The organism is Gemmatimonas sp., from assembly GCF_041689975.1.
In the GTDB taxonomy this organism is placed as follows: domain Bacteria; phylum Gemmatimonadota; class Gemmatimonadetes; order Gemmatimonadales; family Gemmatimonadaceae; genus Gemmatimonas.
Genome location: NZ_JBDNFF010000089.1, coordinates 1 through 13,382, shown reverse-complemented (window position 1 = coordinate 13,382; position 13,382 = coordinate 1). Strand labels below are relative to the sequence as shown.

The following is a 13,382-nucleotide window of genomic DNA, read 5'->3' as shown; positions in this document are numbered from 1 at the left end:
GGGGAACCGTTGTTGTGCGTTGGTGACGACTTCCCGCAAACGGACTGTGTGCTCGCATGATCGCATCGGCATGAGCCCCCTCGATTGACCGACCTCCGCGCCCAACTCCAAGCCACCCTCGGCAGCGGCTACACCCTCGAGCGCGAACTCGGTGGTGGTGGCATGTCGCGCGTGTTCGTGGCGCGCGCGAACGCACTCGGGCGCGAAGTCGTGGTGAAAGTGATCGCGCCCGAACTCGCGGAAGGCGTGAGCGCCGAGCGTTTTACGCGCGAGATCGCTACTGCGGCGCGCCTGTAGCAAGCCAACATCGTGCCGGTGCTCACGGCGGGCGCGTCGGGTGGGTTGCCGTACTACACGATGCCTTTCGTGAAGGGCGAGTCGTTGCGCGCGCTGATGGCGCGCGGTACGGTACTCACGCTGCACGGCCGTGTGAACTTGCTGCGCGATGTGGCGCGCGCGCTGGCGTACGCGCATGGCGAGGGCGTCGTACACCGTGACATCAAGCCGGAAAACATCCTGTTGTCGGCGGGCACGGCGGTGGTCACGGACTTCGGTATCACGAAGGCCATCAGCGCGTCGCGCACCATTGGTGGTGTGGCGCCCGCGTCACCAGATGGCACGCTCACGCAAGCCGGCAGCAGCATCGGCACGCCGGCGTACATGGCGCCCGAGCAAGCGGTGGGCGATGTGGTGGACCATCGCGCCGATCTCTACGCGTGGGGCGTGGTGGCGTGCGAGCTGCTGTGTGGCGCGCACCCGTTTGCGGGCAAGGCGGGCCCTTCGCAGTTGATTGCGGCGCACTTGGCCGAACTCCCGGCGTCGCTCGCGTCGCGAGCACCCAAGCTCTCGCGCGAGGTGGCCGCTCTCGTGATGCAATGTCTCGCGAAGAATCCGATGGAGCGGCCGGCGAACGCGAACGCGTTGTTGGAACGGCTGGCGAGTGTGTCGACGCCGAGCGCCGAGCGTGCGGCCGCACCGGTACCTGCATCGCGGCGAGGCGCCATCATGGTCGCCGGCGTGGCGCCATCATGGTCGCCGGCGTGGCGCTGCTCGCAGTGGTGGCTGGTGGGCGCTGGGTCGCGCGGGGTCGCTCACCCGGCGGCGCGGCTGACACGAACGCCGCGGCCGCAGGTGCGACTGTAGCAAAGAGCAATGCCGCAAAGCCCGCGGGTGTGATCTCCGCGCTCGCCGTGCTGCCGTTCGTGAACACCAGCGGCAACGCAGAAGACGAGTACTTCAGCGACGGCCTCACCGACGAACTGGCGCATGGCTTGTCGAAGCTCCCCGGTCTGCGGTTGGCGGGGCGCACGTCGAGCTTCGCGTTCAAGGGCAAGACCATTCAGGCCGCCGAGGTCGGACGCGCGCTCAACGTGGGGGCCATCATCGAAGGTACCGTGCGGCGCGCCGACAATCGTATTCGCCTCACCGCGCAACTCACCAGTACGCGCGATGGCCAGCTGCTCTGGAGCGACGCCTTCGAGCGTACTGGTGCGGACGTGTTCGCGGTGCAGGATGCGTTCACGAGCGCCATCGTGAGCGCGCTCACACCGCGGCTGGCGGGTGCGAGCACGGGCGGCAGCAACGCCGCCGCTCCGGTTGGCGTGGCAGCGCGAGGCACCACCGACGCCGTGGCATACGACCTGTATCTCAAGGGGCGCTTTTATTGGGCGCAGCGCGGCGCCGCGCCGCTCGACAGTGCGGTCAAGTATCTGGAGGCGACCGTGCGGCGCGACTCGACGTTCGCTCGCGGCTGGGCGGAGCTCGCGCTCGCTCACGTCATCCGTCCGAACTACAACGCGGCCGTGGATTTCGAGGCGTCCGGTGCGCGTGCCGAAGTGGCCATACGCCGGGCGCTGGGGCTCGACTCGACGCTGGCGGACGCGTACGCCGCGCGGGGCTTCATGCTGATGCGAAGCCTCAAACCCGAATTGGCGGCGGCGGCAATGGCCACGGCACGGCGGTTGGAGCCGCAGAACGCCATCGGCGCCCACTGGTCGGGCATCCAGTTCCACACGGTCGGCGATACCGCGCAGTCTGATCGCCAGATGGAGGTGGCGCTCACGCTCGATCCGCTGTCGCCGACGACGTTCAATTCGCGCGCGATCATGCTGACGGAACGTTGGCAGTTCGGCAGAGCGATGGAGAACTTCGCGCGCGTCTTGTCGCTCAATCCGGCGTTATCGGACAACGCCACGGCGGCGCTCGTCTGGTCAGGGCTCGCCGACAGCGCCTACGCCGTGAGCCAGCGCAGTCTCGCCACCGCATCGCGCGCGCGCTTCGGCAGTGCGATCGTCGCGGCGGCCGCATCACGCCGGTGGGACGCGGTACGCACGCTGCGCGAACGCATTGCCGGCGGCGGCCTCGGGAACACCCCTTTCCCGTCTGCCACCCTCCCTACGACGCCATTCGCACCGAGCCAGCGTGGAAGGCGTTTCTCGCGCGGCATCGGTTACGCGAGTGTCCGTATTCGTCGCCGTGGCCGGTAGGTGCGGCGCCGTGATGACGGACAAGCCGGGGAACCATGGGTTCCGACAGCATCAGGCCCAACTGGGACCGCCTTTTCGAGATTGCGGCGGGCCAAGCCGGCTATTTCACGTCCAAGCAGGCCCAAGAGGCGGGGGTATTCCACCCACCTCCTTAGAAAGCACGCCCACGCCGGCCGAGTGGCCCGCTCGAGGCGCGGCATCTACCGCCTAGTTCACCTCCCAGCTGGGGAGCACGAAGAGCTGGTCGCCGCGTGGCTCTGGCTCCGCGTCCCGGCCGGTGTCGTGCTCCACCACGCCGACGTTCTTCCAGAAGATCGCGCGTGGTTCGGCTCGGCACCGAGCATTAGCCCGCAGCGCACGCCGAAGGGCGGCCTCGCCCTCGAGCTACGCCTGGAGCGCGCGAGGACCATCTGCCGTGGCTCTCTCTCGCCGACGTGACGAAGGCGGCCCAGTCGTTTCTTGATCCGGTGCTGGCTGGAGGCTTCACCGCGACGTGGCGCCCGTGCCATCATCGGTGCGATCGCGTGTTGAGCGGTGCCCCCGTCGAGCGCCGGCCGGTCCTCGCGCCGGTGCCGCGAGCGGAGGGGAGCGGCGAAACGGTTCTTTGTTGGGCGACGCGAGCATTCGCTGTGAGCTGTCGGCTCCCGGGCTTGGGGCTGACCGCTATCAGCTATCCGCCGTGAGCCATGGGCCATGGGCCGTGGGTGAAAACTGGCAACTGACCGCTGACCGCTGCTCGTCACCCATGGCCCACGGCCCATGGCTCACGGCCGTTAGCCGTCAGCCCAAAGCCCCAAGCCTGGGAGCCCACAGCCCACAGCCCACAGCCCCCCCACCAGCTCAGTCCACTGCCCTCGCTCACCGTGCTCATACCCGGCGTGTCCTCGACGCTTTTTCGCGACGTGGCGCCCGTACCATCATCGGTGTCCTCGCGTGTCGAGAGGTGCCCAAATGTTGAAGCAAAGAAGAAGTAAATCGTATTTTTAGAGGTGCCCTCAACGGCCCAACACAATGTCGATGCTCACCAGAACCTCCGCGAGCCGCTTGGGCGCGAGCACGCGCACGCGCACGCGCTCAACCAGATAGCAGCGGTCCACCGCAAAGAGCTGCAAGGCGTTGGCAACCGAATCCTTCGCCAGACCCGTCACCTTGGCTTGCAGCAGCGTGTTCCCCGGCGCGTCAGCCCACGCGAGGTTGCTCGTGAGCGGGACACAGAGCACGGTCGGCAACCGGCTTCGATTGAGCGCATTGCCCTGCACCACCACGACCGGTCGGCGAAACCCAGCGGCCGACCCACCGAGCATCGGCAGCTCCGCCCACCATACCTCGCCTTGGGCAACCGCTACCATTCCACGCGGGCGAGCACCGACTGCGCGGCCGCCTGTACAAACGGATCGGGGGCCGTGCCGACTTGGTCGATCACCCGATTCATCGCTTCGGTGACGTCGTCGGGGGCGTGGCGGTGCAGATACTCGGCCACCGCTTCCGCATACAACTGGCTGCGCGACTTCTGGCTGCGCTGGGCGTGGCGTTCGGCCGCCTGAAACACGGCATCCGGGACCGAGATGGCGATCTTCATACCTTAAGTATGACCGTTTTGTGGTCCGGCGGCAAGTCGGCGTCGCATTGCCGCCGGCGCTTTCGTCGGCGCTGTACCCGTTGCTACGCCGCCAGCGACGCCGACGCCGGCGGCGTCGCGTCATCGGCTGCGCCGCGCGATAGGTGAGTGAGCGCCACACCCACTCCATTGGTCCAAACCGGAACCGCGACAGCCACCACGTACTGATCGCCATTTGCAGCACGATCGTCACCACGGCCCACAGCCAGAGCCACGTGGGGCCGATCCGCCCCACCAGCTGGAATCCCCACGTGGTAAAGGCGATCGTCGCGAACACGGTTTGCGACAGATAGTTCGTGAGCGCCATCTTGCCCGGCGGCACCAGGAGCCGCAATACACGCTGCGCACGCGGAGCCCGCCAGATCAGCGCAAACACCGCCGCATACGACAACGCCAGTGGCGCGACCGCGCACGCATACAACGCGCTCTCGGCCAGCCCGTGCCACGTGCCGCCGTAATAGCTGTCAGAATCCTTGAACAGCGTCCACGCCACGCTGGCTGGCAGACCTACCAACGCACCATAGATCGCGACGCGACGCAACAGCGGTGCATACTCGTCGAGACGCGACCACATGCGGTGTCGGCCGATGAGGAGGCCAAGCAGGAACATCGCGAGCACCTTGAACGGGCGGCCCACGAACACGAGATCGGCGAACCGCCACCAGAGCCCCGAGAAGTGCATCTGCAGCCACTGCACGAGGGTGCCGTTCCGAGTCATCAACACCGTCGCCTCCGGCTTCTCCAGGTCGAGGTGGAGCAGCTGTTCGATGCTCCCTCCCACGAACCAGAACGGCAGCGCGAGTGTCGCGTATTGGTGAACGAGCGTGGGCGCGTAACTCACGATGGGCAGGAACAGGCACGCGATCGCAGCACCGCAACAGGCGCTCGTCGTCCAGGTCGCGCATGCGGAGCAGCACGAGCCCATGAGGCCGTAGAACAGCAGGATGTCACCGGTCCGGAGCAACAGGATGTGCCCGAGTCCGATCGCCATCAGTACACGCAGTCGACGCCGAAACAGGGAATCGAATCGGTACTATCCGCTGCACCTCGCTCGAGCTGCAAGGCGAACCCAACCCCGAAGAGCAGCGAGAAGATCGAGTAGAACTTGCCCTCGACCAGCGCGTGCATGAGAAAGGTTGCGACCCCGTCGGTGGGCAGCGTAAACGCCGGTGGCAGATTCGCCGACGCAGGTGCATCCCAGTAGGAGAAGCCGCTGAACAGAATCGCCACGTACACACCGAAGAGCGCGAAGCCACTCAGCGCGTCGAGTAATTCGATGCGCGACGTGGGATCGGCCGGTGCGGGGGAGGAAGGATGCATCACGCAAACATAAAGGGCTCTTCGGGGTTTCGTGTGGCTCCAATCCGCGTCGTGTCGGCCGAGATCCACCCACACGACATCCTAAAGCTCTTACTGACCAGGCCGTTAATTAGTGCGTCGTGCCGTCACGCGGCGTACTGCACGTGCTGCTCGTGGAACAGGTTCTGAATGCTCTGCGGGTGCTTCTGGCAGCGGACGAGATGTCGGCGCATACGGGCATCGCGCCGGCGGACCTGGGCGCGTCGAACCGCCACTCCTGTGGTTGCTGTGCTTCGCGGGCCTTCGCGGACTTCGCGCGAACCGCGGTGCGTGCGGCGGCCTCGGAGCTGTCGGAGAGTCGGCTGGTTCGCGCGAAGCTCGCGGAGCACGCGAAGAGTCGCGAAGAACAGCAAGACTGATCGATACCGGCATCGCGCCGGCGGACCCGGGCGCGCCGAACCACCACTCTTGTGGTTGCGGTGCTTCTGTGCGTGACGGGGCCGCGCGCGTCCGCGCAAACGACCGACATGCAGCGCCTCGCCGTTCAAGTCGAGACCAGACAAAACGACCCCATTCCCAAAGCACATCGATGACGGACGCCGTTCCAATGCCAAAACGTCGGGATGTTACTGCAGACAATAACGAACTATTTGCTGCACTGATCAGTAATTACTGAAGATGGCCATTTTGTTGCGACCGATCGGTACGCGACCTCTGCGCCTCTGCGTTCTCCGTTGCTCTGCATGATCAGTGCTCGATCTCCCCGAGCATCGCCGTCAGTTATCGGCCGCTGAACGGATCACGCGTCGACGGACCGTCGGCTGCACCGATAACGCAGAGGAAGCGGAGGCGCAGAGCACGCAGAGGACCGCTGCTAAGGCGAGTCGGCCGAGATCCACCCACACGACATCGTGGTCACCGCCAACCGGCGAGACGTCGCGCTGATCGCTGAGGTGCGTGGATTTCATTTTGTGACGGCGTTCCCGGTGTAACCCGTCCTTCGGGACGCTCGCCGCGAACGCCTTGATCAGTGACGCACTTATGGGCGTCCCAGCAGCGTCACCAGATTACTCGCCGCCGCAGTCCCGAAGCGCTTGATCCGTTCACGTGAATCCATGACGCTGGGGTCATCGCCGAACAGCTCGATCCCGCTGAGCGGATTGAGGCGCGTGGCCTTCGCCCAACTCACAAGCGCTGGATAGGCGGCCCGGGCACGGTCGTTCGCGAGGGCGGCGAGAAATGCCGACAGGTAATCCGCAGTCGCGTCCCAGTACCCTATGGGCGGACACACGCGGTTCTTCTCCTCGTCGCTCTCCACGGTGGCCTCGAGCACGCCCAGCATGGCGAACTGGTAGCACGCGTACCCCAACATGAACGGCTGCACGGTCACGCGCCCCGGCTCGAAGATCGGGCGCCGCGCAGGCTTCGCCAGGCCGACCGCTGCGCAATGCACACGTACCGTTCCCGCAGTCGTCGGCACACGGCCACGTTCGAGGACGATCTCGTTGCGCTCGATGCGCTGCACGTGACCCAAACGCACGACGTCCTCGATCTGGCGCATCAGCGCGAGCTCGGCCTCGCTGACGACGGCGCCGCGGTACATGGTTGGCTCGACCTCGGGATCGATGCGCAGAAACACGCCCTCGGCTTCGAGACGCGCATAGAGATCGCGCACCGACGTGGCCTGTGCCATGGCCTCGACCCGGATCGCGATGCCGCGGTAGAAGTCCGGGAGCATGGACCGCGTCTGGTGAAACTGCCGGTTCGCCCACCACGCCTCTCGCGGCCTGATCCATTGGATCGTCGACGCGGGTACGCCCCGTTCCAGCAGCCATACGCAGCCGTCCAACGCGGTCTTGCCCCCACCGATGACGACGAATCTCTCCGGCCGATCCGTAAGGCGCGCGATCTCGCCGGCGGGCACGCAGCGAACCCCGTCGGCCACCTCGAACGGAAGCGCACTGGTGGCGGGAATGGCGCCTTCCAGATACGTGGTGTCGACGACCTTCTTGCGGACCTGCACTGAGTACGACGTCTGCGCCAGCGTGGAGACAAAGCGGCCGTCGCCCAGGTAGTCGCAGTTGGGGAAGTACCGCACACGGCCACTGGGCAGAAAGTGGCGCTGCATCACGTGCCCGTAATACGCCCGGATCTCATCTGCGCCGGCCAACTCATGGTAGCCGGCATTCGTCCCCGCCACATCGATCGCATCCTGTCCGAGCGGCACCGAGCTCACCCCATACGGGGCAGACGGCTGATGCAGACGCACATACGGGTAGGCGTCGATCCAGTGCCCGCCCGGCGCGTGGCGGCGATCGTGACCGTCGCCTCGGAATGCGTGCGCAGCGCGTCGACGAACGCCATCGCGACCGCCCCGGTACCGACCACGAGATAGCCCGTCTCGAGTTCTTGGTTTCGCATGGAACGCCCAATGTCGTGGTGGGCGGCGGCGTGCGCTAGGCGCCGCGAGGAGCGATACTCTCGTATGCGCCTATTCCGACTCCTCCCTGCCCTGCTCGCTCTCGCGACGAACACCGCCGCCGGACAGCCCGCCGATGCGCCGTACGCGCTCACTGAAGCAATGATACCCATGCGCGACGGCGTGAAGCTGTACACGCGCATCCTGGCGCCGCGCGCGCCCGCGAGGTCGCTACCATTGCTCATGGTGCGCACGCCCTACGGCGTGAGTGGCAACACACCGCAGAATGTGTCGGCGCGTTGGAACTTCATGACGAAGGACACGCCGGCGGATGGGTATCTGTTCGTCTTTCAGGATCTCCGCGGGAAGTTCCGCTCGGAGGGACAGTTCGTGATGCAGCGCCCGCCGCGCGCGAATCGTGCCGACCCGAAGGCGATCGACGAAAGCACCGACGCCTACGATACCATCGCGTGGCTGCTGATCAACGTGCCGAACAACAACGGGCGCGTGGGCATGACCGGCGTGTCGTATGACGGATGGACGACGGCGATGGCGATGCTCGATCCGCATCCGGCGCTCAAGGCCGCGTCACCGCAGGCATCACCGGCCGACATGTGGAAGGGCGATGATTTTCATCACAACGGGGCGTTTCGTCTGAGCTACGGCTTCGAATACGCGACGATGATGGAGTCGAGCAAGGATGTGCAGCAGTTCGCAATGGATGCCTTCGATACGTACGAGTGGTATCTGCGCCTCGGTTCATTGAAGACGGTAAACGACAAACTGCTCAAGGGCACGATTCCCACGTGGAACGATTTCGCGCAGCATCCCAACTTCGATGCGTTCTGGCAGCGGCAGGCGATGACCGGCTATCTCGACAAGGTCACCGTACCCGCGTTACATGTGGCCGGCTGGTGGGATCAGGAAGACTTCTACGGGCCGGTCACCATTTATCGCGAGCTCGAGAAGCACGACAAGTCGAACAACAACTTCCTCGTGGTCGGTCCGTGGAATCACGGTGGCTGGATGCGAGGCGAGGGCGCGTCTCTCGGACCCATCCAGTTCGGTTCACCGACCGCGCGCTTCTTTCGCGACTCGGTGATGGCGCCGTTCTTCGCGATGCACCTGAAAGACGCACCGGCACTCACGATGCCCGAAGCGCTGGTGTTCGAGTCGGGCAGCAATGTCTGGAAGCGGTATGATACGTGGCCGCCGAAAGCCGCTGTATCACCACGTGCACTCTACATGCGCGAAGGTGGTGCGCTGGCGTGGTCGCCACCCGCCGCAACATCGCCCACGCCGTACGACGCGTACGTGTCCGATCCGGCCAAGCCGGTGCCGTATCGCCAGCGCCCGGTGCAGATGACGTATGGCCCGGGCTCCACCTGGAGTACATGGCTCACGGAAGACCAGCGCTTCGTGCACAATCGCCCCGACGTATTGAGCTGGGAACTCCCCGTGCTCACTGAAGATCTCACGATTGCCGGCGATCTCACCGTCACGCTACATGCCGCGACCAGTGGCACCGACGCCGACTACGTGGTGAAGCTCATCGACGTGTATCCCGATTCAGGGATGCGTGACCTCAAGATGAACGGCTACCAGTTCATGGTGGCGAACGATGTTACCCGCGCCCGCTTCCGGAAGAGTCTCGAGAAGCCGGTTCCGCTCACACCGAACGTGCCCGAGGCGCTCACGATCGATCTGCACACACAGGCGTACACCTTCAAGAAGGGGCACCGCGTGATGGTCCAGGTGCAGAGCACGTGGTTCCCGCTCATCGATCGCAATCCACAGACGTTCGTGCCCAACATCTTCGAGGCCAAGCCAAGCGACTTTCGTGCGGCCACGCAGCGCATCTATCGCAGCAGCACGCGGGCGTCGAAGATCGTGCTGCCCGTGGTCACGGAGATCCGTCCATGACGCCCGACCATAAAAACGTCTTCGATCCCGCCGTCGTCGCCGAACTGTCTGCCCGCATCAGTGCGCTCACGCCGGTCACCCTGCCACTGTGGGGCAAGATGTCGGTCGATCAGATGCTCGCGCATTGCAATGTGTCGTACGAAATGGTGTACGAAGATCGGCATGCCCGACCCAACTGGCTGATGCGATGGGTGCTCAAGACGATCGTCAAGAGTAAAGTGGTGGGCGCGACGCCCTATGCGAAGAACTCACCGACAGCGCCGGCGTTTCGCATGGCTGGCGCAAAGGACTTCGCGCTCGAACAACAGCGCCTGCTGGCGTTTCTGGAGCGAGTGCAGCGCGACGGTGAGCGGACGTTCAACGGCAAAGAGTCAGCGTCGTTCGGTCCACTCACATCATCGGAGTGGAACGTGCTGTTCTACAAACACCTCGATCATCATTTGATGCAGTTCGGCGTGTAACGCGCTCGCGAACTCCGCCGGCCACGCGCTTATCGCAAGCGCTTGTCGACGCTGTCCGGTGTGGCGAGCAAGAACTCACGCGTCCGTTCCACGACGCGCTGCAACACGCGTTGAAGTTCGGCATCGCGCTTTCGCGCCGTCCGGGTAAAGAAGAACCGGGCAGCGCCGTACGCGGCGGCAACCGCCGATAGTAAGGTTACGGCCGCCAGCGGACCGCTGTTCGTCGCCGTCAGTACTCCGCCCATCAGCCCGGTGCCGAGGCCGGTACCCACGCCAAAGGTGACCCCGATGAAGATGCTGAGCGCGCTCGGCGACAGATCCTCACTGGCGCGAATGCTGGTTCGGCCGTGACGCGAACTGACGTTGATCTGGATGCGTCGCGGCGTGCCGCCGTTGCGGGTCGCCATCGCGGCCGAGGTGATGCTCATCGTGCGACCGACCTGACTGACGGTCACCATCTCGCCCAGCTGACGGCGCACCTCGTCGGCAATCTCCTCGAATCCGTCGCTCGACAACTCACCCTCGATCGTGGCCTCGTAGTCGATCTTGGTGGGCGCACCGATGAACGGATTGACCGGCGCGAGCATCTGCGGACCACGTTGCACGTTGGCCAGGTCGGCGGAGAGCCGCTCACTCTTGGCGCGCTCGGCCAGGGCGCGCTCCACGTACTTACCATCGATGCCGGCGTCGACCGCCGCTTCCTTGACCAACGCCGCGTCGTAGCCGCGCGTGACCAGCTCCGCGCCTGCGGCCCGCGGCGTGAATTCTGCCGGCGGTACGAACAGTCCCGTATTCGCTTGCAACTCGGCCGCGCGCGCCCACACCTCCTGTGCTTCCGTGCTGGAGAGCACGGCGTCGGCCGTGCCACGCGGCGCCACTACGTCGGCCGAACGCGCGTCCGTCTCGATCGCGTCCAGCGAGATCGCGTCGAGTGCCTGCCGCAACGCCTCGCCCGTGGCATAGCGCGCGTCACGCGATTTGGACAACAGGCGGTCCACGACGTTGCCCAGCGCGTTTGGAACCTGCGTCGCCACATCACACAGGCGCGGCGGCGGCGCGTTGACATGCGCCACGAGGATCGCCGACGGGGAGTTGCGCTCGAACGGGAAACGTCCGCTCAGCATGAGAAAGGCGAGCACGCCCAAGGCATACAGGTCGCTGCGACCATCGAGATCGTCCCCGATGACCTGCTCGGGGCTCATGTACTGGACGGTGCCTAAAACAGTACCCGTCGCCGTCAGTGGCTTGCTCTCGGCCAACCGTGCGATACCAAAGTCAGTGAGCATCGCCAGACCGGTCTCGCGATCGAGCAGCACGTTCTCGGCCTTGATATCGCGGTGTACCACACCACGTGTATGCGCATACGCCAGCGCCGACGCCAGTTGGCGCAGAATCGTCACCACGTCAGCCGCCGGGAGCGTGCGCAGATGCCCCAGCCTCTCGGCCAGTGATTCGCCAGCGATATAGCGCATCACGAAGTACACGACGCCATCGCGTTCGGCGGCGGCGTAGATCGGGACGATATTCTGTTGGGACAGTGCGCCCGCCATGCGCGCCTCGCGGAGGAAACGGTCGCGCACTACGGCGTCGGCGGCGAGATGTGGCGGCAGCGTCTTGATGGCCACTTCGCGCTGGAGTTGCTCATCGGTGGCGAGATACACTACCCCCATGCCACCACGACCGATTTCACGCTCGAGTCGATACTGGCCGGCCACGGCCCGTCCGAGGGCGGACTCGGTCAGGTCCGGCACACGGGGCAGCGCGTTCGCTTCGTCTGGCATCGACTCGTTGCTAAGGTTCATAGGGAAGTTGGCTGAGCCGGTACCATCTCCGGAAGTCCACCACACGACACGCTGCCCTCATGACGCCTGATTCCATCCGCATCGCCGGCGCGCAGATCGCGCCCGTGTGGCTCGATCGTACCGCGACCCTCGCCAAGGTCGTGGCCACGGTGCATCGCGCTGCCGACGGCGGTGCACAGCTGGTCGCCTTCGGGGAAGCACTCGTGCCGGGCTACCCGTTTTGGATCGAGCTCACCGACGGTGCGCGCTTCGACGCGCCGGTGCAAAAGCAGTTACACGCGCACTACCTCGACCAAGCCGTACAGATTGAAGCCGGGCACCTGCAGTCGGTGTGCGACGCCGCCCGAGACCGGGCGATCTGCGTGATCCTGGGCATCATCGAGCGACCGAGCGCTCGCGGCGGTCACAGTATCTACGCAAGCCTCGTGTACATCGATGCACTAGGCATCGTGCAATCCGTTCACCGCAAGCTGATGCCGACGTACGAAGAGCGACTCAGTTGGGCGCCCGGCGACGGTCACGGCTTGCGCACGCACGCCCTGGGTGCCTTCACTGTAGGGGCGCTGAATTGTTGGGAGAACTGGATGCCGCTGGCGCGCGCGTCACTCTACGCACAAGGCGAAGATCTGCACGTGGCGATCTGGCCGGGTAGCGTGCGCAACACCGAGCACATCACGCGATTCATTGCACGCGAGAGTCGCTCGTACGTTATGTCCGTGTCGGGCGTTTTGCGCCGCGCCGACATTCCGGAGTCTGTTCCTCACGCGCAACTCATTATCGAGCACGCGCCGGAGATACTAGGCGAGGGTGGCAGCTGCATCGCCAATCCCGACGGATCGTGGCTCGTGGAGCCGCTGGCACACGAAGAGCAGATCATCTTCGCCGACTGCGCACACCAACGCGTGCGCGAAGAACGACAGAATTTCGACGTGATGGGACACTATGCACGCCCCGATGTGCTCCAGCTCAATGTGAACCGCACGCGGCAGCAATCGGTACACTTTACGGAGTGACGCCGGCCGCAACACTGTTATTTTGGCATCCATGATCGTCTCCACCTCTCTTCGCTCGTCTTGATATGTCCATCGACATAATCGGCCGTTACCGCATCCTCGGCGTGCTCGGCGAGGGCGGCATGGGCATCGTTTACGAAGCGGAGGACGATCAGCTCCACCGCAAGGTGGCGCTGAAGATCATTCGCGGTGAGTTCGTGACACCCGAGCTCGCGCGCCGGTTCGTGCTGGAATCCGAAGTACTCGGGCGGTTGCAGCATCCGGGTATCGCGCAGATCTACGAGGTCGGCACGGCCGACGGTCCCGCAGGCCTTCGCTCGTATTTCGCGATGGAGCTGGTTCGCGGCCTCCCGCTCACGGC

General features: G+C 65.1%; 13 protein-coding genes. 8 read left to right on the top strand and 5 right to left on the bottom strand.

Annotated features, from left to right (window positions below):
• Positions 1 to 84: 84 nt before the first annotated feature.
• Genes ACESNG_RS06305 through ACESNG_RS06295 form a run of 3 tightly spaced genes read left to right on the top strand, consistent with a single transcriptional unit; the run spans position 85 to position 2,486 of the window.
• Entirely contained in the window at positions 85 to 297 is a 213-nt protein-coding gene (locus ACESNG_RS06305; protein WP_373063344.1) for a hypothetical protein, read from the top strand.
• Positions 298 to 309: 12 nt separating this feature from the next.
• The gene (locus ACESNG_RS06300; protein WP_373063342.1) at positions 310 to 1,143 is read left to right on the top strand and encodes a serine/threonine-protein kinase; all 834 of its coding nucleotides are present in this window, start codon (positions 310 to 312) and stop codon (positions 1,141 to 1,143) included.
• Between the two features lie 29 nt (positions 1,144 to 1,172).
• Complete coding sequence (locus ACESNG_RS06295) at positions 1,173 to 2,486, top strand: hypothetical protein (protein ID WP_373068256.1); 1,314 nt, start codon at positions 1,173 to 1,175, stop codon at positions 2,484 to 2,486.
• Positions 2,487 to 3,481: 995 nt separating this feature from the next.
• Here the strand turns inward: ACESNG_RS06295 and ACESNG_RS06290 are convergent.
• Together ACESNG_RS06290 and ACESNG_RS06285 are read right to left on the bottom strand one after the other, a co-directional pair.
• Complete coding sequence (locus ACESNG_RS06290; RefSeq protein WP_373068255.1) at positions 3,482 to 5,095, bottom strand: DUF418 domain-containing protein; 1,614 nt, start codon at positions 5,093 to 5,095, stop codon at positions 3,482 to 3,484.
• Entirely contained in the window at positions 5,095 to 5,424 is a 330-nt protein-coding gene (locus ACESNG_RS06285) for a hypothetical protein (protein ID WP_373061948.1), read from the bottom strand. Before ACESNG_RS06285 ends, ACESNG_RS06290 begins: the two co-directional genes overlap by 1 nt.
• 143 nt (positions 5,425 to 5,567) lie before the next feature.
• Between ACESNG_RS06285 and ACESNG_RS06280 the strand changes: the two genes are divergently transcribed.
• Positions 5,568 to 5,822, top strand: coding sequence for a hypothetical protein (locus tag ACESNG_RS06280; protein WP_373061950.1), 255 nt, complete (start codon positions 5,568 to 5,570; stop codon positions 5,820 to 5,822).
• 620 nt (positions 5,823 to 6,442) lie between these two features.
• Here ACESNG_RS06280 and ACESNG_RS06275 read toward each other — a convergent pair.
• Positions 6,443 to 7,639 (bottom strand): hypothetical protein, encoded by a 1,197-nt coding sequence (locus ACESNG_RS06275; RefSeq protein WP_373068253.1) that lies wholly within the window; start codon positions 7,637 to 7,639, stop codon positions 6,443 to 6,445.
• Positions 7,636 to 7,824, bottom strand: coding sequence for a hypothetical protein (locus ACESNG_RS06270; protein WP_373065135.1), 189 nt, complete (start codon positions 7,822 to 7,824; stop codon positions 7,636 to 7,638). The genes ACESNG_RS06275 and ACESNG_RS06270 overlap by 4 nt, the downstream gene beginning before the upstream one ends.
• A 64-nt stretch (positions 7,825 to 7,888) precedes the next feature.
• Here ACESNG_RS06270 and ACESNG_RS06265 point away from each other — a divergent pair, with 64 nt between their 5' ends.
• The gene (locus tag ACESNG_RS06265) at positions 7,889 to 9,745 is read left to right on the top strand and encodes a CocE/NonD family hydrolase (RefSeq protein WP_373065137.1); all 1,857 of its coding nucleotides are present in this window, start codon (positions 7,889 to 7,891) and stop codon (positions 9,743 to 9,745) included.
• Positions 9,742 to 10,206: a DUF1569 domain-containing protein gene (locus ACESNG_RS06260; protein WP_373065139.1), complete on the top strand. Its 465-nt coding sequence runs from the start codon at positions 9,742 to 9,744 to the stop codon at positions 10,204 to 10,206. The genes ACESNG_RS06265 and ACESNG_RS06260 overlap by 4 nt, the downstream gene beginning before the upstream one ends.
• 29 nt (positions 10,207 to 10,235) lie before the next feature.
• Here the strand turns inward: ACESNG_RS06260 and ACESNG_RS06255 are convergent, their stop codons facing one another.
• Positions 10,236 to 11,987, bottom strand: coding sequence for a serine/threonine-protein kinase (locus ACESNG_RS06255; protein ID WP_373068251.1), 1,752 nt, complete (start codon positions 11,985 to 11,987; stop codon positions 10,236 to 10,238).
• 80 nt (positions 11,988 to 12,067) lie between these two features.
• Here ACESNG_RS06255 and ACESNG_RS06250 point away from each other — a divergent pair, with 80 nt between their 5' ends.
• Positions 12,068 to 13,021 carry a carbon-nitrogen hydrolase family protein gene (locus tag ACESNG_RS06250; protein WP_373065143.1) on the top strand — a complete coding sequence of 318 codons (954 nt, stop codon included), beginning with the start codon at positions 12,068 to 12,070 and terminating at the stop codon, positions 13,019 to 13,021.
• 65 nt (positions 13,022 to 13,086) lie between these two features.
• Positions 13,087 to 13,382, top strand: a 296-nt coding sequence (locus tag ACESNG_RS06245; RefSeq protein WP_373068249.1) for a serine/threonine protein kinase, incomplete at its 3' end; no start/stop codon positions are given.